This is a genomic window from Phenylobacterium sp. (assembly GCF_041920015.1).
Lineage (GTDB): Bacteria > Pseudomonadota > Alphaproteobacteria > Caulobacterales > Caulobacteraceae > Phenylobacterium.
In genome coordinates, this window is sequence record NZ_JAYRST010000028.1 from 18,001 (window position 1) to 35,891 (window position 17,891).

General features: G+C 67.5%; 23 protein-coding genes and 1 tRNA gene. 20 read left to right on the forward strand and 4 right to left on the reverse strand.

What is annotated here, in order from left to right; translation table 11 throughout:
* Positions 1 to 71 precede the first annotated feature (71 nt).
* The 9 genes from glyA to ACE3TL_RS08085 all read left to right on the forward strand — a co-directional run bounded on the left by glyA (position 72) and on the right by ACE3TL_RS08085 (position 7,876).
* Positions 72 to 1,361, forward strand: a complete 1,290-nt coding sequence (glyA, locus tag ACE3TL_RS08045) for a serine hydroxymethyltransferase (protein WP_374578192.1) — start codon at positions 72 to 74, stop codon at positions 1,359 to 1,361.
* Between the two features lie 41 nt (positions 1,362 to 1,402).
* Positions 1,403 to 1,876, forward strand: a complete 474-nt coding sequence (gene nrdR, locus ACE3TL_RS08050) for a transcriptional regulator NrdR (protein WP_374578193.1) — start codon at positions 1,403 to 1,405, stop codon at positions 1,874 to 1,876.
* A gap of 33 nt (positions 1,877 to 1,909) precedes the next feature.
* On the forward strand, positions 1,910 to 2,554 hold the full coding sequence (locus ACE3TL_RS08055; RefSeq protein WP_374578194.1) for a RibD family protein: 645 nt from the start codon (positions 1,910 to 1,912) through the stop codon (positions 2,552 to 2,554).
* A complete protein-coding gene (locus tag ACE3TL_RS08060; protein WP_374578195.1) occupies positions 2,555 to 3,145 on the forward strand; it encodes a riboflavin synthase in 591 nt (196 codons plus the stop codon). It begins immediately after the preceding gene.
* A 30-nt stretch (positions 3,146 to 3,175) separates the two neighbouring features.
* Positions 3,176 to 3,640 (forward strand): 6,7-dimethyl-8-ribityllumazine synthase, encoded by a 465-nt coding sequence (gene ribH, locus ACE3TL_RS08065; protein ID WP_374578196.1) that lies wholly within the window; start codon positions 3,176 to 3,178, stop codon positions 3,638 to 3,640.
* Positions 3,637 to 4,089, forward strand: a complete 453-nt coding sequence (gene nusB / locus ACE3TL_RS08070) for a transcription antitermination factor NusB (RefSeq protein ID WP_374578197.1) — start codon at positions 3,637 to 3,639, stop codon at positions 4,087 to 4,089. Before ribH ends, nusB begins: the two co-directional genes overlap by 4 nt.
* On the forward strand, positions 4,061 to 5,026 hold the full coding sequence (gene thiL, locus ACE3TL_RS08075; protein ID WP_374578198.1) for a thiamine-phosphate kinase: 966 nt from the start codon (positions 4,061 to 4,063) through the stop codon (positions 5,024 to 5,026). Before nusB ends, thiL begins: the two co-directional genes overlap by 29 nt.
* Before the next feature lie 37 nt (positions 5,027 to 5,063).
* Positions 5,064 to 5,537, forward strand: a complete 474-nt coding sequence (locus ACE3TL_RS08080; protein ID WP_374578199.1) for a hypothetical protein — start codon at positions 5,064 to 5,066, stop codon at positions 5,535 to 5,537.
* Between the two features lie 212 nt (positions 5,538 to 5,749).
* On the forward strand, positions 5,750 to 7,876 hold the full coding sequence (locus ACE3TL_RS08085; protein ID WP_374578200.1) for a sodium-translocating pyrophosphatase: 2,127 nt from the start codon (positions 5,750 to 5,752) through the stop codon (positions 7,874 to 7,876).
* A 99-nt stretch (positions 7,877 to 7,975) separates the two neighbouring features.
* Here ACE3TL_RS08085 and ACE3TL_RS08090 read toward each other — a convergent pair whose 3' ends face one another.
* A complete protein-coding gene (locus ACE3TL_RS08090) occupies positions 7,976 to 8,467 on the reverse strand; it encodes an outer membrane protein assembly factor BamE (RefSeq protein ID WP_374578201.1) in 492 nt (163 codons plus the stop codon).
* A 105-nt stretch (positions 8,468 to 8,572) separates the two neighbouring features.
* Here ACE3TL_RS08090 and ACE3TL_RS08095 point away from each other — a divergent pair, with 105 nt between their 5' ends.
* From ACE3TL_RS08095 to ACE3TL_RS08130, 8 genes are all read left to right on the forward strand, one after another.
* The gene (locus ACE3TL_RS08095) at positions 8,573 to 9,103 is read left to right on the forward strand and encodes a ubiquinol-cytochrome C chaperone family protein (protein WP_374578202.1); all 531 of its coding nucleotides are present in this window, start codon (positions 8,573 to 8,575) and stop codon (positions 9,101 to 9,103) included.
* Positions 9,100 to 9,621, forward strand: a complete 522-nt coding sequence (locus tag ACE3TL_RS08100) for a DUF177 domain-containing protein (protein ID WP_374578203.1) — start codon at positions 9,100 to 9,102, stop codon at positions 9,619 to 9,621. The genes ACE3TL_RS08095 and ACE3TL_RS08100 overlap by 4 nt, the downstream gene beginning before the upstream one ends.
* Positions 9,622 to 9,702: 81 nt before the next feature.
* A complete protein-coding gene (plsX, locus tag ACE3TL_RS08105) occupies positions 9,703 to 10,755 on the forward strand; it encodes a phosphate acyltransferase PlsX (protein WP_374578204.1) in 1,053 nt (350 codons plus the stop codon).
* Complete coding sequence (locus ACE3TL_RS08110) at positions 10,756 to 11,733, forward strand: beta-ketoacyl-ACP synthase III (protein WP_374578205.1); 978 nt, start codon at positions 10,756 to 10,758, stop codon at positions 11,731 to 11,733. It begins immediately after the preceding gene.
* Positions 11,734 to 11,883: 150 nt separating this feature from the next.
* Positions 11,884 to 12,189: an integration host factor subunit alpha gene (locus ACE3TL_RS08115; protein WP_374578206.1), complete on the forward strand. Its 306-nt coding sequence runs from the start codon at positions 11,884 to 11,886 to the stop codon at positions 12,187 to 12,189.
* A 7-nt stretch (positions 12,190 to 12,196) separates the two neighbouring features.
* Positions 12,197 to 12,619: a MerR family transcriptional regulator gene (locus ACE3TL_RS08120; RefSeq protein WP_374578207.1), complete on the forward strand. Its 423-nt coding sequence runs from the start codon at positions 12,197 to 12,199 to the stop codon at positions 12,617 to 12,619.
* A gap of 80 nt (positions 12,620 to 12,699) precedes the next feature.
* Positions 12,700 to 12,776 (forward strand) — tRNA-Pro (locus ACE3TL_RS08125).
* Positions 12,777 to 12,956: 180 nt separating this feature from the next.
* Positions 12,957 to 13,589, forward strand: coding sequence for an outer membrane protein (locus tag ACE3TL_RS08130; RefSeq protein ID WP_374578208.1), 633 nt, complete (start codon positions 12,957 to 12,959; stop codon positions 13,587 to 13,589).
* Between the two features lie 57 nt (positions 13,590 to 13,646).
* Here the strand turns inward: ACE3TL_RS08130 and ACE3TL_RS08135 are convergent, their stop codons facing one another.
* Positions 13,647 to 13,847: a DUF2842 domain-containing protein gene (locus ACE3TL_RS08135; protein ID WP_374578209.1), complete on the reverse strand. Its 201-nt coding sequence runs from the start codon at positions 13,845 to 13,847 to the stop codon at positions 13,647 to 13,649.
* 45 nt (positions 13,848 to 13,892) lie between these two features.
* The gene (locus ACE3TL_RS08140) at positions 13,893 to 14,147 is read right to left on the reverse strand and encodes a GlsB/YeaQ/YmgE family stress response membrane protein (RefSeq protein WP_374578210.1); all 255 of its coding nucleotides are present in this window, start codon (positions 14,145 to 14,147) and stop codon (positions 13,893 to 13,895) included.
* A 140-nt stretch (positions 14,148 to 14,287) separates the two neighbouring features.
* Here ACE3TL_RS08140 and ACE3TL_RS08145 point away from each other — a divergent pair, with 140 nt between their 5' ends.
* Positions 14,288 to 15,316, forward strand: a complete 1,029-nt coding sequence (locus tag ACE3TL_RS08145; RefSeq protein WP_374578211.1) for a COX15/CtaA family protein — start codon at positions 14,288 to 14,290, stop codon at positions 15,314 to 15,316.
* Here the strand turns inward: ACE3TL_RS08145 and ACE3TL_RS08150 are convergent.
* The gene (locus tag ACE3TL_RS08150; RefSeq protein WP_374578212.1) at positions 15,313 to 16,743 is read right to left on the reverse strand and encodes an alkaline phosphatase PhoX; all 1,431 of its coding nucleotides are present in this window, start codon (positions 16,741 to 16,743) and stop codon (positions 15,313 to 15,315) included. The two genes, ACE3TL_RS08145 and ACE3TL_RS08150, sit on opposite strands and share 4 nt — an antisense overlap.
* A 208-nt stretch (positions 16,744 to 16,951) precedes the next feature.
* Between ACE3TL_RS08150 and rplM the strand changes: the two genes are divergently transcribed.
* On the forward strand, positions 16,952 to 17,425 hold the full coding sequence (rplM, locus tag ACE3TL_RS08155) for a 50S ribosomal protein L13 (RefSeq protein ID WP_374578213.1): 474 nt from the start codon (positions 16,952 to 16,954) through the stop codon (positions 17,423 to 17,425).
* Between the two features lie 5 nt (positions 17,426 to 17,430).
* Positions 17,431 to 17,891 (forward strand): 30S ribosomal protein S9 (gene rpsI / locus ACE3TL_RS08160; protein ID WP_374578214.1); only part of this gene is annotated, 461 nt, incomplete at its 3' end.

Below are 17,891 nucleotides of genomic sequence, written 5' to 3' on the forward strand. Positions count from 1 at the left end.
ATGGCGCTAAAGAGCGCACGACGAAGCGCTCGCCCCGCATCCGCTTCCAGGATTTCCCGAAAGGCCCGCCCATGACCGTTCACGCCCAGACCCCCGCAGACGCCTTCTTCACGGCCGGCGTCGCCGAAACCGATGCGCAGATCGCCGCCGTCCTCGACGGCGAGCTGAAGCGCCAGCAGGACCAGATCGAACTGATCGCCTCCGAGAACATCGTCTCGCGCGCGGTGATGGAGGCCCAGGGCTCGGTCCTGACCAACAAGTACGCCGAGGGTTACCCCGGCAAGCGCTACTACGGCGGCTGCGAGGTCGTGGACGTGGCCGAGCAGATCGCCATCGACCGCGCCAAGCAGATCTTCGGCTGCGAGTTCGCCAATGTGCAGCCGCACTCGGGCAGCCAGGCGAACCAGGCGGTGTTCATGGCCACCATGACGCCGGGCGACACCTTCATGGGCATGGACCTGGCCGCGGGCGGCCACCTGACCCACGGCAAGAACGTCAACCAGTCGGGCAAGTGGTTCCGTCCGGTGGCCTATGGCGTGCGCCAGCAGGATCATCTGATCGACTACGACATGGCCGCCGAGGTCGCCCAGGCCGAAAAGCCCAAGGTGATCATCGCCGGCGGTTCGGCCTATAGCCGTCACATCGACTTCGTCCGGTTCCGCGAGATCGCCGACAGCGTGGGCGCCCTGCTGATGGTCGATATCGCCCACTATGCGGGCCTGGTCGCCGGCGGCATCTATCCGAACCCGTTCCCGCACGCCCACATCGTCACCACCACTACGCACAAGACCCTGCGCGGCCCGCGCGGCGGCATGATCCTGACCAACGACAAGAAGCTGGCCAAGAAGATCGATTCGGCGGTGTTCCCCGGCCTGCAGGGCGGGCCGCTGATGCACGTGATCGCCGCCAAGGCCGTGGCGTTCGGCGAGGCGCTGCAGCCGGAATTCCAGCAATACGCCCGCCAGATCGTCGCCAACGCCCGCGCGCTGTCCGACAGCCTCCAGGCCGCCGGCTTCAAGATCGTGTCCAACGGCACCGACAGCCACCTGATGCTGGTGGACCTGACGCCGAAGGGCGTGTCGGGATCGGACGCCGAAGTGGCGCTGGAGCGCGCCCACATCACCACCAACAAGAACGGCATCCCGTTCGACCCGCTGCCCCCGATGCAGACCTCGGGCCTGCGGGTGGGCACGCCGGCCGGCACGACCCGCGGCTTCGGCGAAGCGGAGTTCCGCCAGGTCGGGACCTGGATCGGCGAAGTGCTCGACGGCCTAGCCAAGGGCGGCGACAACAGCGCGGTGGAAGCCAAGGTGCGCGACGAAGTGCTGGCCTTGACGAAACGCTTCCCCATCTACAGCTAACCCCTGTATCTTGATGTGGGTTGGCCGGAAGGGGCTAGATCATGCGATGCCCGTTCTGCGGTCATGCTGAAAGTCAGGTGAAGGACAGCCGCCCGTCGGAAGACGGCGCGGCCATCCGCCGCCGCAGGTTCTGCCCCGAGTGCGAAGGCCGGTTCACGACCTTCGAGCGGGTGCAGCTTCGCGAGTTGGTCATCGTCAAGCGCTCGGGCCGCCGCGCGCCCTTCGATCGGGACAAGATGGCCCGCTCGGTCGGCTTGGCGACCCGCAAGCGTCCGATCGAGCCCGAGCGCATCGAGAAGATGATCTCGATGATCGTGCGCGAGCTGGAAAGCATGGGCGAGGCCGAACTGCCGTCGTCGGCCGTCGGCGAACTGATCATGACGCATCTGAAGCAGCTCGATGACGTGGCCTATGTCCGCTACGCCTCAGTCTATCGGGACTTCCGCGAAGCCGGCGAGTTCGCGACCTTCCTCGGCCAGGAGGGCCTTCACGACGGCGACGAGGATGGGCGGTAACCGGTTTTTCCCGCCCTGCGAGGGGAAGGGAGCGTGAGTGTCACCCTCAAGCTCGCGACCTCGCTGGATGGGCGGATCGCCACGGCGAGCGGCGAGAGCCGCTGGATCACCGGGCCACAGGCGCGTGAGGCGGTGCATCGGCTGCGGGCCGAGCACGATGCGGTGCTGGTCGGGGTGGAGACCGCCCTGGCGGACGATCCGGACCTGACGGTGCGGCTGGAGGGCTGGAACGGCCGCCAGCCGGCGCGGGTGGTGCTGGACAGCCGTCAGAGGCTGGCCGACGACTGCCGGCTGGTGCGGACCGCGCGCGAGGTCCCGACCTATGTGATCGCCACCGAGCCGCCGCAGCCGCGCCTGGTCGAGGCGGGGGTCAAGGTGCTGCAGGTCGAGGCGCTGGGCGGGGAGCGGCCGGACTTGCGTGACGTGGTGGAAACCCTGGCAGGACAAGGCCTGGCACGGCTGTTCGTCGAAGGCGGCGGCCAGGTGGCTGGAAGTTTCCTGCGCTGCGGGCTGGTCGACAGGTTGGAGTGGTTCCGCGCGCCGATCGTCATCGGTGGCGAGGGGCGGCCGGGGATCGGGGCGCTGGCGCTGACCGCGCTGGCCGACGCCCCCCGGCTGCGCCGCATTGAAGTTTCGCAGGTCGGCGACGACCTGTGGGAGCGTTACGAGAGGTTCTGAATGTTCACCGGCATCGTCACCGACGTGGGCCGCCTGCGGGCCGTCCGCGAGACCAACCGCGACCTGCGCTTCGAGGTCGAGACCAGTTTCGACCTGTCGACCATCGACATGGGCGCCTCGATCAGCCACGCCGGATGCTGCCTGACCATCGTTGAGAAGGGCGAAGGCTGGTTCGCGGTCGAGATCTCGGGCGAGACGCTCGGCCTGACCACCCTGGGAAGCTGGAAGGAAGGCGACCCGATCAATCTGGAGCGCGCCGCGCGGGTGGGCGACGAACTGGGCGGCCACATCGTCTCGGGCCATGTGGATGGGGTGGGCGAGGTGATCTTGGTCGAATCCGAAGGCGGATCGCATCGGGTCAAGATCCGCGTTCCTCGGCCCCTGCACCGCTTCATCGCCCCCAAGGGTTCGATCACGGTCGACGGCGTCAGCCTGACCGTCAACGAGGTCGAGGACGATGTTTTCGGCGTCAATCTGATCCCGCACACCTGGGATGTGACCACGCTGGGCCGGCTGAAGCCGGGCTCGAAGGTCAATCTGGAGATCGACATGCTCGCGCGGTATCTCGCCCGCTGGCGAGAAACGGCCTAAAGGGTCGGCTCAAGCAGAGACTGGAGCCCCATGCTCGAAGAAAAGATTCGCATCCTGATCGTCGAAGCCCGCTTCTACGACGACCTGGCCGACGAGATGCTGAAGGCCGCGGCGGACGTCATCACCGCCCATGACGCCGAATACGACGTCATCAGCGTGCCCGGCGCGCTGGAAATCCCTGGCGCGATCGCCATCGCCGAGGAGGGCGGCCATCGGCCGGCCGGCCGCAGTTATGACGGCTATGTCGCCCTGGGCACGGTGATCCGCGGCGAGACCTACCATTTCGAGATCGTCTCGAACGAGTCGGCGCGCGGTATCATGGACCTGACGGTCGGCAAGCGGCTGGCTATCGGCAACGGTATTCTCACGGTCGAGGACGGAGACCAGGCCTGGGCGCGCGCCAGGGCCAGCGAGGGCGACAAGGGCGGGGCGGCGGCCCGCGCGGCCCTGGAGATGATCGCCCTGAAGCGGCGGCTGCTGGGACAGACGCGATGAGCCGGGGGCAACGCTCCGTGGCCCGGTTGGCCGCGGTCCAGGCGCTCTATCAGATGGAGGTGTCCGGGGCCGGGGTCGAGGCGGTGATCCGCGAATTCTCCGACCATAGGTTCGACCGCAGCCCCGAGGGCGACGGCGAAGGCGCGCCGTTGGCCGCCGCCGACGAGGCCTTCTTCGCCGACCTGGTGCGCGGGGTGGTGGACCACCAGCGCGAGATCGACGCGGCGGTCGTCGGCCGGCTGGCGGCCAACTGGCGGCTGGAGCGGCTTGACGCCACCGTGCGGGCCATCCTGCGCGCGGGGGTCTTCGAGCTGTCGCATCGGCCCGACGTGCCGACCGAGGTGGCGATCGACGAATATGTCGAACTGACCAAGTCCTTCTTCGACGGGCCCGAAGGCGGCTTCGTCAACGGGGCGCTGGATGCGGTGGCCCGGGATGTCCGCACCTGATGAGGCCCCAGACGAGTTCGGCCAGATCGCGGAGCTCTATCGCCCGCTGACCCGGGGCGCGCCGGAGGCCCTGGCGCTGCTGGACGACGCCGCGGTCATTCCCTCGCGGCCCGGCTTCGACCTGGTGGTGACCAAGGACGCCATGGTCGAGGGCGTGCATTTCCTGCCTGGCGAAGCGCCCGACCTGGTCGCGCGCAAGCTGCTGCGGGTCAATCTCTCGGATCTGGCGGCCAAGGGGGCCGAACCCTACGGCTATTTCCTGGCGACGGCTTGGCCGAAGGCCTGGGGCTGGGCCGAGCGGCGGCGTTTCGCCGATGGCCTGGCGCAGGATGGGGAGGCTTTCGACCTGATCCTGTTGGGCGGCGACACGGTTTCGACGCCGGGGCCGCTGACGGTCTCCCTGACCCTGCTGGGCTGGACGCCGTCCGGCCGTATGGTGCGGCGCGGCGGCGGGCGGCCTGGCGACCTGCTGATGGTGTCTGGAACGATCGGCGACGGCTGGCTCGGCCTGCTCGCCGCCAAAGGCGAACTGGACGACCCCGCTGGCTGGCTGGCCGGGCGCTACCGGGCGCCGACGCCGCGGCTCGACCTTCGCGATGTGCTGAGGGATGGCGCCAGCGCGGCGGCGGACGTGTCGGACGGCCTGATCGCCGATGCGGGCCACATCGCGACCGCCAGCGGTTGCGGGCTGAAGCTCGACCTCGCCGCCCTGCCGCTGTCGGAGCCCGCCCGCGCGTGGCTCTCGCGCCAACCGGAGCGGGCCGTGGCGCTGAGCGCCCTGGCCTCGGGGGGCGACGACTATGAGGTAGTCTGCGCCGCGCCTGAGCGGCTGGACGGGTTCACGGTGATTGGAAACCTTACGGCGGAGCCTGGCCGCCGGATCGAGGTCGACGGCCTGGTCATCGAAGCCGGAGCCGGCGGCTGGCGGCACGGTTAGCCGACCAGCAACCCTCGAGGGGCTAAAGGATCGCGCCATGATCCGCCGCACCCTCGTCCTCGCGTCAATCGCCCTGATCGCAGCCCCCGCCCTGGCGGCGGAGCCTGACAAGTCCGGGGCGAGCAAGGATGGGCCGGCCGGGCAGTATGTGGACGTCTCGCCGGTAGCGATCCCGATCCTGGCGGACGGCCGGCTGGTCAACTACGTCTTCGTGACTTTCCGGGTGCAACTGACGGCGATGGCGGACGCATCGAAATGGCGCGCCAAGGAGCCCTATTTCCGCGACGCCCTGGCGCGGATCGGCAACCGCGGCTCCTTCGCCGACCCCAAGGACTATGCGGCGGTCGATGCGCCGAAACTCACCGCCGCCTTCCAGCGCGAGGCCGTCGCCATCGCCGGCCGGGACGTCAAGGCGGTGACTCTCACCGCCCAGATGCCCAAGCAGCGGCTGGGCCTGCCGCGGCCAGGCCGCGGCGGGCAGGGCGCCTCGCCGCGAAATGTCCTGCCCTGAAACCGTCCTCGGCGTCCCTGCCGCAGCGTAACCATGGTCAAGGGGACGTTGCGCGTCCCCGTTACAACTGGCAACGTCCTATCGATCAAAAAGGGGCTCCGGACGAACGGCGCTCCGCTTGAGGGAAAACGACAGGGGCCTGGAGCGTCGAGCGCCGCCCAATCGTGGGCGACGAACGGCGTCTTCGTGCAATCGATAGGGGCGCTTAGAAGATGAGTCTTACGCTTACGCTGGTGATCGCCGCCGGCTTGTTGGCGGTGCTCTACGGCATCGTACGAACCGCACAGTTGTTGCGGGCTTCTCCCGGCAATGCGCGAATGCAGGAGATCGCCGCGGCGATCCAGGAAGGCGCCCAGGCCTATCTGCGCCGCCAATACACCGCCATCGCCATCGTCGGCGTCGTGGTGCTGATCGCCGCGGCCGTGCTGATCGGCCCGCTGGCGGCGGTCGGCTTCCTGATTGGCGCGGTGCTGTCCGGCGCCGCCGGTTTCATCGGCATGCTGATCTCGGTCCGCGCCAATGTGCGCACGGCCCAGGCGGCCTCCGAGGGGCTGGCCCGCGGCCTGTCGCTGGCCTTCCAGTCCGGCGCCATCACCGGCATGCTGGTGGCGGGCTTCGCCCTGGTGGGCGTCGCCGGCTACTACGCGATCCTGATCGGGCCGCTCGGCCATGAAAGCACCAGCCGCGAAGTCGTCGACTCGCTGGTGGCGCTGGGCTTCGGGGCTTCGCTGATCTCGATCTTCGCCCGCCTTGGCGGCGGCATCTTCACCAAGGGCGCCGACGTCGGCGGCGACATGGTCGGCAAGGTTGAAGCCGGCATCCCGGAGGACGATCCCCGCAACGCGGCGACCATCGCCGACAACGTGGGCGACAATGTCGGCGACTGCGCCGGCATGGCCGCCGACCTGTTCGAAACCTATGCGGTGACCACGGTCGCCACCATGGTCCTAGCTGCGATCTTCTTCCGCGGCGCCGACGTGGTGGGGAACATGATGCTGCTGCCGCTGGCCATCTGCGGCGTCTGCATCGTGACTTCGATCATCGGCACCTTCGGCGTGCGGCTGGGCAAGTCCAACAACATCATGGGCGCGCTCTATCAGGGTCTGATCGTCACCGGCGTACTGTCGGTGGCGGCGATCTACTGGGTGGTGACCACCCTGGTCACCGGGCCGGTCACGGTCGGCGACAAGACCTTCGACGCCATGAGCCTGTTCTGGTGCGGAATCACCGGCCTGATCGTCACCGCCCTGATCGTGGTGATCACCGAATACTACACCGGCACCGGCTTCCGCCCGGTGAAGTCGGTGGCCAAGGCCTCGGTCTCCGGCCACGGCACCAACGTGATCCAGGGCCTGGCCATGTCGCTGGAATCGACTGCGGCTCCGGCCCTGGTCATCGTGGTCGGCATCATCGTCACCTATGGTCTGGCCGGCCTGTTCGGCATCGCCATCGCCACCACCGCCATGCTGTCGCTGGCGGGCTTCATCGTGGCGCTGGACGCCTTCGGCCCGGTCACCGACAACGCCGGCGGCATCGCCGAAATGGCTGGTCTGCCGCCGGAAGTTCGGGTCACCACCGACGCGCTCGACGCGGTCGGCAACACCACCAAGGCGGTGACCAAGGGCTACGCCATCGGCTCGGCGGGCCTCGGCGCCCTGGTGCTGTTCGCGGCCTATACCGAGGACCTGAAGTACTTCGCGGCCAACGCCGCGCCGAACTCGTTCTTCGATGGGCTGGGCGCAGTCGCCTTCGACCTCTCCAACCCTTATGTGGTGGTCGGCCTGCTGGTCGGCGGCCTGCTGCCGTTCCTGTTCGGCGGGCTTTCGATGACCGCCGTCGGCCGGGCGGCCGAATCGGTCGTCGCAGAGGTGCGCCGGCAGTTCAAGGAGAACCCGGGGATCATGACCGGCGAGGTGAAGCCGGAATACGGCCGCGCCGTCGACATCCTGACCCGGGCGGCGATCAAGGAAATGATCGTTCCCTCGCTGCTGCCGGTGTTCTCGCCGATCGTGCTGTTCTTCATCATCAACATCATCGCCGGCAAGGTGAACGCCTTCGCCAGCCTGGGTGCGATGCTGATGGGCGTGATCGTCACGGGCCTGTTCGTCGCGATCTCCATGACCTCCGGCGGCGGCGCCTGGGACAACGCCAAGAAGCTGATCGAGGAAGGCCACCACGGCGGCAAGGGCTCTGAAGCCCACAAGGCCGCGGTCACCGGCGACACCGTCGGCGACCCCTACAAGGACACCGCCGGTCCGGCTGTGAACCCGATGATCAAGATCACCAACATCGTGGCCCTGCTGCTGTTGGCGGTCCTCGCGCACGGCGCGGTCGGCTAGAGTATTTTCCCCCCCCTTGCGGGGAGGGAGAAACAAACGAGGAAGCCCCGGAGATCGCTCTCCGGGGCTTCTGATTCTGAATCCTGGATCGTGATCCGCTTAGCGGCGGTCGCCGGGACGTGAGCCGGGCACGCCCTCGTCGTCCGGGTTGGGCAGCATGGTGCCGCGGCCGACGTTGCCGAGAAGCTGTTCGAGGATGGTCAGTTCGCGGCCGCGGGTCGGGGTCTCGCGACCGTTGAAGGCGATGACCTTGCCGTCCTTCAGGGTCATGACGTCGACGGTCTTCACGACCTCGCTGTCCTTGTCGAAGGTCACGGCGACGACGTTGCGCGAGGTGACGACCGGGCGGCGAAAGGCCACACGCTCCTTCACCTGGTCGATATAGAACCAGACGTTGGGATCGAAGGTCGAGGTGGCCGAGGGCGAGCCGAGATTGGCGCGTACGGTCGACTTGGTGTCGGTCCCGACCTTCACGTCCTTGGGGTTGGCCTCGATGGCCTGGAAGCCGGAATAGGTCGTGATCGGCGCGCAACCGGCGGCGGAGGCCAGCAGGCCGGCGGCGAATGCGGCGTAGGCGACGCGTCGAAACATGTGCGAACCGGACCTGTTCAATTCTTCGAGGCTTTGACCTATCGCTCGCCGCCCCTTAGTTCAATGCCGCCTGTAGCCGCCCGTGACGGCGAAATCGAGGCCGAGATGTTCCTGGACCGCTTCTTCCGCCCGCGCGTGACGCTCGCCATGGGGCAGAAACTCTATGCCGGCGTGGTCGCGCAGGCCCGCTCGCCCGCGCTCTACGAAATCTATGGCGTGCCCGATACGGTCGAAGGCCGCTTCGAACTCTACACCGCCCACGTCTTCCTGCTGCTCGACCGGCTGCGGGGACAGGGTTCCCGGGCCAGCGAGACCTCCCAGGCGCTGTTCGACACCTATCTGAGCGCGCTGGACGACGCGCTGCGTGAAATGGGCGTCGGCGACCTGTCGGTCGGGAAGAAGATGCGCAAGCTGGGCGAGGCCTTCTACGGCCGGGTGAAGTCGTACGAAGCCGCCTTCGCCGCCTTGCCCCAGACCGACCACCTGCAGGCGCTGTTGACCCGGACGGTCTACGCCCAGGGCGGGGCGGAAAACGTCGGCAAGTTGTCGGACTATGTCCTGACGCAACGGGCGGCCCTGGCTGAGCAGAAGCTGGACGCCCTGCTGGACGGCCGGGCGGTCTGGAGCCAGGCATGAGCGACTGGCGCCAGGTGATCCGGCTTTCGGATCTCGCCCGCGGCCCGGTCAGCGTGACGCTGGCGCCCGATGCGGAAATTCGCGCGCAGATCGCCCGTCGCCTGGGCCTTGAAAGCCTGCCCGAGCTGACCGGCCGCCTGACCGTGCGGCCCTGGCTCGACGGCGCGGAGATCTCCGGGCGTTTCAAGGCGCGGGTCGAGCAGATCTGCGGCGTCACCCTCGATCCGTTCGAGTCCGAGATCGCGGGGGAGATCGCCGTCCAGGTCGTGCCCGCCGGCAGCCCCCATGCGCCGGCCGATTCGCCCGGCGAGATCGAACTGGACCTGGAAGCCCCTGACCCGCCGGACGTCCTGGAGGGCGAGGAGATCGACCTGGCCGCCTATTTAGTCGAGCACCTGGCGCTGGAGATCGATCCCTTTCCGCGCAAGCCGGGGGTGGCGTTCGATTACGAGCCTGAGGTGCGCGAGGAGTCGCCGTTCGCTGTCCTGAAGCGGTTGAAAGACGACGATGCGCGATAGGCTGGCCGTTTGCATCGGGACGACCTGGGCCATATCCTCCGACCGCTTGCGGCGCGCCGCTGTAAGGGATGAACCTGCGCCGTGACCGAGACCCTCACCATTTCCGTCGATGCGATGGGCGGCGACCACGGCCCGTCCGTGGTGGTTCCAGGAGTCGCCAAGGCGGCGGCCGAATCCTCGCACCTGAAATTCGTCCTCTATGGGGACGAGGCGGCGATCACCGCCGAGCTGGCCCGGCAGCCGACCCTGCAGGGCAGGGCCCTGGTGCGCCATACCGATCGCGTCGTGGCCATGGACGAAAAGCCGGCCCAGGCCCTGCGGCGCGGCAAGGGCACCTCCATGTGGTCGGCCATCGAGGCGGTGAAGGAGGGCCAGGCCCAGGCCGCGGTCTCCGCCGGCAACACCGGCGCGCTGATGGCGATGTCGCTGCTGATCCTGCGGATGAGCGTGCCGGTCGAACGGCCCTGCCTGGTGGTGAGCTGGCCTGGCGTGAAGGGCGTCAGCACGGTGCTGGACGTCGGCGCCAATGTCGATTGCGACGCCGAACGGCTGGTCGAATTCGCGATCATGGGCGAGGCGTTCCATCGCGCCGCCCACGGCGTCGAACGCCCGACCGTGGGCCTGCTGAACATCGGCTCCGAAGAGATGAAGGGCCATGAGGAGGTGCGCCAGGCGCACGCCATCCTGCGCTCGGGCAAGTTCGACCTGGACTATCGCGGCTTCGTCGAAGGCGATGAGCTTTCGCAGAACAAGACCGACGTGATCGTCACCGACGGCTTCACCGGGAACATCGCCCTGAAGACCGCCGAAGGCACGGCGAAGTATGTCGGTGGCGAACTGCGCGCGGCCCTGACCAGTTCGCTGGTCACCAAGCTGGGCGCGCTGCTGGCGCGCTCGGGCCTGTTGGCGTTCAGCGAAAAGTTGAGCCCTGACGCCGCGGCCCCGCTGCTGGGGCTCAACGGCGTGGTGGTGAAAAGCCATGGCGGCGCGTCCGAACGCGACATCGCCTCGGCGATAAGAATGGCGGCCAAGCTTGCACGAAGCGACTTCGCAGCCGAAATCGAACGGAATATGACGCGGCTGACCGCCGCGGTGGCCGACCAGCAGCCGCCGGCCGTGGATGGAGCCGCCTGAGTGACCCAAGTTCTGCGTAGTGTCGTGACCGGGGTCGGGGGATATCTCCCCGACGAGATCGTCACCAATGACGACCTGGCCAAGATCGTCGACACCTCCGACGAGTGGATCGTCGAGCGCACCGGCATCCGCCGTCGCCACCGCGTGGCCGCGGACCAGGCGGTCTCCGACCTGGCCGCCGAGGCGGCCCGCAAGGCGCTGGAAGCGGCCGGGCGCAAGCCTGAGGACGTCGACCTCATCATCGTGGCGACCACGACGCCGGACCTGACCTTCCCGGCCGCGGCGACGATCGTTCAGCGCAAGCTGGGCTGTCCGGTCGGGACGGCGTTCGACCTGCAGGCGGTCTGCTCCGGATTCGTCTACGCCCTGTCGGTCGCCGACGGCTTCGTGGCGCGCGGGCGCGCCAAGTGCGCCCTGGTCATCGGCGCGGAGACCATGACCCGGCTGATGGATTGGACCGACCGCGGCACCTGCGTGCTGTTCGGCGATGGAGCCGGAGCCGTGGTGCTGGAGCCGCAGACGGGCGAGGGGACGACAACCGACCGCGGCCTGCTCGGCTTTGCGCTGCGGGCCGACGGGACCAAGCAGGATCTGCTCTTCGTCGACGGCGGGGTGTCCACCGGCCAGATCGGCCACCTGCGGATGCAGGGCAACCAGGTTTTCCGCCATGCGGTCGTCAACATCTCCGAGGCGATCTTCGCCGCGGCCAAGGACGCCGGCGTGGAGGTGGGCGAGGTGGACTGGTTCATTCCGCACCAGGCCAATCAGCGTATCCTGGAAGGGGTCGCCCGCCGGGTCGGCATCGACGAATCGAAGGTGGTGACCACGGTGTCGGAACACGCGAACACCTCCGCCGCCTCGATCCCGCTGGCCTGGTATCAGGCGGTGCAGGACGGACGCATCAAGCCTGGCCAGTTGCTGCTGCTGGAGGCCATGGGCGGCGGGCTCACCTGGGGCGCCTGCGTCGTTCGCTTCTGATCGCGTTGCGAAGTCCTTGCATCTGAGCGGTTCAGGGGCGAGGGTGGGCGCGATTGAGAAATCTTAGAAGTCTTTGACCTGATGCGATAATCAGGACATGACGACGTGTCGATACAATCAGTAACGGTGTTTTCCGGGGTAGGGGCGTTCATGAAAGGCGCTACGGTTACGCGGGCCGACCTGTGCGAGGCGGTCCATGAGGAAGTGGGGCTGACCAGGCAGGACTGTTCGGAACTGGTCGAGCGGACGCTGGAGCTGATGGTCCAGGCGCTGGAGAAGGGCGAGCAGGTCAAGCTGTCCGGCTTCGGCGTGTTCCAGGTGCGCTCCAAGAACGCGCGGATGGGCCGCAATCCCAAGACCGGTGAGCCGGCGGCCATTGAGCCGCGTCGCGTGATCGGGTTCCGCGCCTCGCAGGTCATGAAGGCGCGAGTCGACCGCGCCTTGGCCGACAAGTGAGCGGCTCGTGGCCAAGGGCCCGGACGCTTTCAGGACGATCTCGGAAGCAGCCGACGAGCTGAATGTTCCGCAGCATGTGCTGCGGTTCTGGGAGACCAAGTTCTCCTTCATTCGACCGATGAAGCGGGCCGGCGGGCGGCGCTTCTATCGCCCGCAGGACATCGCGGTCCTGCGCGGAGTGCGCGTGCTGCTGCACGACGCCGGATACACGATCAAGGGTGTGCAGAAGTTGCACAAGGAGCAGGGGCTCAAGCGCTTGCTCGCCGCAGCCGATGGCGATGTCGGCCCGCGCCCGGAGGCCCTGGCCGCCGACCTGGCCAACCGCGAGCTGACCGAAGAGGGCCGCGAGCGCCTGCTGATGGCCCTGGACGACCTGCAGAGCGCCAAGCGACGGTTGGACTCCTTGCTGAGCAAGGAAGACGACCGCTGAGCGGGCGACGATCGCGTCAATAGATCGAAATTCAGCTTGCCCGCCGTGCGCAAGCGGTTAGAAGGGCCGCTCGCCGATGTCGGAGCGTGGCGCAGCCTGGTAGCGCACTTGACTGGGGGTCAAGGGGTCGCAGGTTCGAATCCTGTCGCTCCGACCATCGGCGTCTAGCCCGTCCAGGGCCTTCCCGCACATTCCCGTTGCTCGACCGGCAAGGCGCTGTCGCAGGAAGCGCACGGCTGTACCTGAAATTGTACAGTCCGTGGGTGATCCCGTTAAAATTGAGACTCGATTAACCATCGCCGCCGATGGTCGCCCACACTCATCGGGAGAAGAAAACATGAAGTCTCAACTGTGTGTCGCGGTCGTCGGGTTGGCGGTTGTGGCGGCGTCCGGCGCGTCGGCGCAATCGGCTCCGGTCGGTCCGTATTTCCAGATCAATCTCGGCTCGGGCCTCGCCGGCAAGACCGACGTCAGCGCCTCAAGCGCCGGCGTCTCGGGCTCGGAAGACGCCGACCTTGACGCGGGCCTCTTCGCCAGCGCCGCCTTCGGCATGAACTTCGACAACAACTTCACCCTCGAGGGCGAGGTGCTTCATGCGAAGAACGACATCGACACCGCCGATATCGATCGCGCCCTGGGCGCCAATCTGGACGCGTCCGTGAAGACCACGGCGCTCATGGCCAACGCCTACTACAACCTCGGCGCGGTCGGGCCGATCAATGCGCGCATCGGCGCCGGCGTCGGCTACGGCCAGGCGGAATACGAGATACTGGGCGGCAGCGACAAGGAGGGCGGCCTCGCCTGGCAGGTGATGGTGGCCGGCGCCTATCCGGTCAGCGAGAAGGTCAGCCTGGACGTCGGCTATCGCTATCTGCGTTCGCCCGACTTCGACGTGTCGGATGCGGGCGTGAAGGTCAGCGCCGAAACCGGCGCGCATGTCGTCACCGTCGGCGCGCGCCTCGGCTTCTGAGCCCAAGTCGTGTGAGAAGAGAGGGCCGCTCCGTCGCCGGAGCGGCTCTTGTCGTATCTATTGCCGGCCGCGGTTCATCCACGAAATCAGCGGCAGGATCGGCACGCCCCAGGCGAGGCCGCCGATCCCATAGAAGGCGAGTTCCGCAGCCCAGTGATCGGGCAGGCGTTCGCCGATCGACACCAGAGCCCAGGCGTAGAACGCCAGGAAGACGACGATGCCTATTCCACCGATGAATTTTCGGACGCGCGCGCTCATGCCCCGGCTATAGGCGCGCCGGGGCGCGACGTCACTAGGTCGGCCTTAGCCCCGCTTCTTCATCAGGCCGAGCAGGAACAGCAGAAGGATCGCGCCGATCGAGGCGACGATGAAGCTGCCGATCCAGCCGGCGAAGTTGAGATGCAGCAGATTGTTCGCGATGAAGCCGCCGAGCAGCGCCCCGACCACCCCGACGAGCAGGTTGGTCAACAGACCATGGTCACGTTTCATGACCTTCTCGGCGACGAAGCCGGCCGCGATCCCGATCACGATCCAGCCGATAATGCCAACGCCTTGCATGAACTAGCCCTCCGATTGAATTGCCCCTGACCAAATGCGGTCAAGCTTCCGTGGTTCCACCCTCGCGCCATGGACCTCTGCGTCAATCTTCGATAGCGGATCGCCGTAAGAACGCCCCGAAGAGTCCGCATTTCCGAGTCATGACCTCATTCCTTCGTTCCGACCGCTCTCGACCCGTCGCGATCTGGCTGTTCGCCGTGGCCGCCCTGGTGCTGGCGATGGTGGTCGTGGGCGGTGCGACCCGGCTGACCGATTCGGGGCTCTCGATCACCGAATGGAAGCCTGTGGCCGGGGCGCTGCCGCCGATGTCAGCGGAAGATTGGGCCCAGGAGTTCGCGCGGTACAAGGAGATTCCTCAGTACCAGCAGGTCAACAAGGGCATGACCCTGGAGGCTTTCAAGGCGATCTACTGGTGGGAATGGAGCCACCGGCTTCTGGGGCGGCTGGTCGGGGCCGCCTTTGCGATCCCGTTCGTCTACTTCCTGGTTCGCCGTGAACTTCCCCGGCGGCTGATCGTCCGGTGCGCTGGGCTCTTCCTGCTGGGTGGGCTTCAGGGCGCGATCGGCTGGTGGATGGTGGCCAGCGGACTGTCGGACCGCGTCACGGTGGCGCCCGAGCGGCTCGCGGTGCATCTGGGCCTGGCCTTCGCCCTGCTCGGCGCCCTGGTATGGACGGCGCTGGACGCCTGGGCCGGCGCGCCCCGCCAGACGGTGCCCAATCCCTGGAACCGCGGCGCCTGGGCGCTGATCGGGCTGATCTTCTTCCAGATCCTGCTGGGCGCCCTGGTGGCCGGCAACGACGCCGGCTTCGTCTATAACGACTGGCCGCTGATGAACGGTGCGGTGTTCCCCAAGGACTATGCGGGCCAGGGCTTGTGGGGCACGCTGGCGCACAGTCAGGCCGCGGTGCAGTTCAATCACCGGATCGTGGCCTATCTGCTGACCGCCGTCGGCGTGGTGATGAGCTGGGTTGCCTGGCGCTCGCCCTTGCCGGATGGCGCCAAGGCGCTGGCCCTGGCGACGGGTCTGGCCATCGTTCTGCAGGCGCTGCTGGGCGTGCTCACCCTGGTCTTCGCCGTGCCCATCGGCCTTGGCATGGCGCACCAGATCATGGCCGCCATCGTGCTGTCGCTGGCGGTGGCCTTCGCCTGGCGGGTGCGCCGGCCCTAAGCCTTGAACGCGCCCCAGGGCCCGGTGATCGCCAGGGTGCAGCCGGGCGTGTAGATGTTGACGAACAGCGTCGAGCCGTCCGGCGAGAAGCAGACGCCGGCCAGTTCCGACGTGCCGCGCACCTTGGCGCCGGCCATCTGCTGGGCGTTGCGGCCCAGGGTGTAGACCTTGCCCTCCGGCGTCACGCCGCGCAGGTAGTTGGTGCCGCCGATCTTGTCCTCGCAGATCACGATATGACCCCAGGGTGCGATGGCCAGGTTGTCGGCCATCTCCATCATGCGCACGTCCGAAGGCTCGACGAAGAGCTGCAGCCGCCCCGGCGCGTCCGCTTCCCCAGGGCCGCCCTCATGAGCGCTCGGGACATAGCGGAGGATCTGGCCGTGGAATTTCGGCCCGCCGCTGGTGCAGGCGAAATAGAGCTCGCCCTTGCCGAAGAAGACGCCTTCGCCCCGGGCGAACCAGGAGGCTCCGGCGCCATGGCCGCGCTGGCGCAGGTCGGTGTTGGGATTGTCCACGCCGTCGAGGTCGATCCAGCGGACCGATTTCCAGTCGCCCTGCCGCCAGGCCGTCTCGTCCCAATTGCGGGGATCGCCCTCGATCGCCATGGCCTGCAACCGCCCGCCGGCATGCAGCTTGCGGCGGTCGTTGGGAAGGTAGCGATAGAAGAGGCCGCGGCCGTCCACCTCGTCCTCGGTCATGTAGACGACGCCCGTGCGCGGATCGACCGCGCAGGCCTCGTGCTTGAAGCGCCCCATGCCGACGATCGGGATCGGCTCGGCCAGCCCGCGCAGCCGGGAAGGGACCTCGAACACCCAGCCGTGGTCCTTCTTCACGCCCTGGCCGGCCTTCACGACCGTCTCCTCGCAGGTCAGCCACGAGCCCCAGGGTGTGACGCCGCCGGCGCAGTTGACCGCCGTGCCCGCCAGGCTGAGATGCTGGGCCTTCACCTCCCGGCTCTTCAGGTCGTAGATCAAGGTGCTGGTCCCGCCGCCCAGGGGCAGGCCGTCCGCATCGGTGTCGTAGAGGCTGGACGCCGCGACGCCGGAGGCGAGGGCGCGGTCCTGGCCGAAGGCGGTGATCTGGAGGTCGCGCGGCGGCGGGCTGATCTCGTGGTTGCGCACCAGGGCCACGCGGCCGCGTCCGGCCGGGAAGCAGCCCATGCCGTCCATCTTGCCGGCCGCCAGCAAGCCGTCGTCCATGCGGTCTCCGGCCTTGGACAGCACTCGGTACGAGAACCCCTCGGGAAGGTCGAAGATCTCGGCCGGGTCGTGACGCAGCGGTCCATATCCGGCCACCTCGCTGGCGTATCCCGGATTGGAATAGCCGTCCTCTCCGGCGGTGACCTGGGCCCCGGCGTAGCGGGCCAGACCCGCAAAGGCCGCGCTTGCGGCGGCGGCGTGCAGAAAACGGCGGCGGGACTGGAGCATGCGGGACCTTCGGCTTGACCTTGATCGACCATAGGGCGAGGCGTGTCAAAACGCGTGGTATTATGATACCTCATCCGCGAAAGCCTTATGAGATAACGATTTGCGGGCTATTGCGTGCTTTCGTTGTTGACAGGCGCGCGGGAGGCCCGTACTAGCCGCGCCTTCGCCGGGACCCTTTTCGTCCCGCCAACCTAACGGACCCGTTCCCATGATGAAGACGACGGCTTCCCTGAAGCCCGCCGACGTCGAGAAGAAGTGGATCGTGATCGATGCAGAGAACGCCGTGGTCGGCCGTCTCGCTTCGTTCATCGCCATGCGTCTTCGCGGCAAGCACCGCCCCGACTACACCCCGCACGTCGATTGCGGCGACTATGTCGTCGTGGTCAACGCCGACAAGGTGAAGTTCACTGGCGCCAAGCTGACCAACAAGACCTACTACTGGCACACCGGCTATCCGGGCGGCATCAAGGAACGCACCGCGGACAAGATCCTCGGTGGCAAGTATCCGGAGCGCATCCTGGAAAAGGCCGTCGAACGCATGCTGCCGAAGGAAAGCCCGCTGGCCCGCAAGCAGATGACGCACCTGCGCATCTACAACAGCGCTGAGCATCCGCACGAGGCGCAGAACCCCGAGACCATCGCGTTCGCCTCGCTGAACGCCAAGAACGTGCGGAGCCTGTAAGACAGATGTCCGAGACCCAAGGTTTCGAGGCCCTGCAAAGCCTCTCCTCCAACCCGCAAGCCGCGCCGGCCGAGCCGAAGATCGACGCTCAGGGCCGCGCCTACGCCACCGGCAAGCGCAAGAACGCGATCGCCAAGGTCTGGATCAAGCCGGGCAAGGGTTCGATCACCATCAACGGCCGCGACCAGGAAGTGTACTTCGCCCGTCCGGTGCTGCGCATGATGATCGCCCAGCCGCTGCAGGTCACCGACCGCCTCGGCCAGTTCGACGTCATCGTCTCGGTCGAAGGCTCGGGCCTCTCGGGCCAGGCTGGCGCGATCCGTCACGGCCTGTCGAAGGCGCTCACTTACTACGAACCGGCCCTGCGCCCGGTCCTGAAGCCGCACGGCTTCCTGACCCGCGACAGCCGCGTCGTCGAGCGTAAGAAGTACGGCAAGGCCAAGGCCCGCCGCAGCTTCCAGTTCTC

Excerpts from the sequence above, each read along its gene's own strand:
- glyA (WP_374578192.1), top strand. The coding sequence starts at position 72 with ATGACCGTTCACGCCCAGACCCCCGCAGACGCCTTCTTCACGGCCGGC.
- nrdR (WP_374578193.1), top strand. The coding sequence starts at position 1,403 with ATGCGATGCCCGTTCTGCGGTCATGCTGAAAGTCAGGTGAAGGACAGC.
- ACE3TL_RS08060 (WP_374578195.1), top strand. The coding sequence starts at position 2,555 with ATGTTCACCGGCATCGTCACCGACGTGGGCCGCCTGCGGGCCGTCCGC.
- ribH (WP_374578196.1), top strand. The coding sequence starts at position 3,176 with ATGCTCGAAGAAAAGATTCGCATCCTGATCGTCGAAGCCCGCTTCTAC.
- nusB (WP_374578197.1), top strand. The coding sequence starts at position 3,637 with ATGAGCCGGGGGCAACGCTCCGTGGCCCGGTTGGCCGCGGTCCAGGCG.
- thiL (WP_374578198.1), top strand. The coding sequence starts at position 4,061 with ATGCGGTGGCCCGGGATGTCCGCACCTGATGAGGCCCCAGACGAGTTC.
- ACE3TL_RS08080 (WP_374578199.1), top strand. The coding sequence starts at position 5,064 with ATGATCCGCCGCACCCTCGTCCTCGCGTCAATCGCCCTGATCGCAGCC.
- ACE3TL_RS08085 (WP_374578200.1), top strand. The coding sequence starts at position 5,750 with ATGAGTCTTACGCTTACGCTGGTGATCGCCGCCGGCTTGTTGGCGGTG.
- ACE3TL_RS08090 (WP_374578201.1), bottom strand. The coding sequence starts at position 8,467 with ATGTTTCGACGCGTCGCCTACGCCGCATTCGCCGCCGGCCTGCTGGCC.
- ACE3TL_RS08095 (WP_374578202.1), top strand. The coding sequence starts at position 8,573 with ATGTTCCTGGACCGCTTCTTCCGCCCGCGCGTGACGCTCGCCATGGGG.
- ACE3TL_RS08100 (WP_374578203.1), top strand. The coding sequence starts at position 9,100 with ATGAGCGACTGGCGCCAGGTGATCCGGCTTTCGGATCTCGCCCGCGGC.
- ACE3TL_RS08115 (WP_374578206.1), top strand. The coding sequence starts at position 11,884 with ATGAAAGGCGCTACGGTTACGCGGGCCGACCTGTGCGAGGCGGTCCAT.
- ACE3TL_RS08130 (WP_374578208.1), top strand. The coding sequence starts at position 12,957 with ATGAAGTCTCAACTGTGTGTCGCGGTCGTCGGGTTGGCGGTTGTGGCG.
- ACE3TL_RS08135 (WP_374578209.1), bottom strand. The coding sequence starts at position 13,847 with ATGAGCGCGCGCGTCCGAAAATTCATCGGTGGAATAGGCATCGTCGTC.
- ACE3TL_RS08140 (WP_374578210.1), bottom strand. The coding sequence starts at position 14,147 with ATGCAAGGCGTTGGCATTATCGGCTGGATCGTGATCGGGATCGCGGCC.
- ACE3TL_RS08145 (WP_374578211.1), top strand. The coding sequence starts at position 14,288 with ATGACCTCATTCCTTCGTTCCGACCGCTCTCGACCCGTCGCGATCTGG.
- ACE3TL_RS08150 (WP_374578212.1), bottom strand. The coding sequence starts at position 16,743 with ATGCTCCAGTCCCGCCGCCGTTTTCTGCACGCCGCCGCCGCAAGCGCG.
- rplM (WP_374578213.1), top strand. The coding sequence starts at position 16,952 with ATGATGAAGACGACGGCTTCCCTGAAGCCCGCCGACGTCGAGAAGAAG.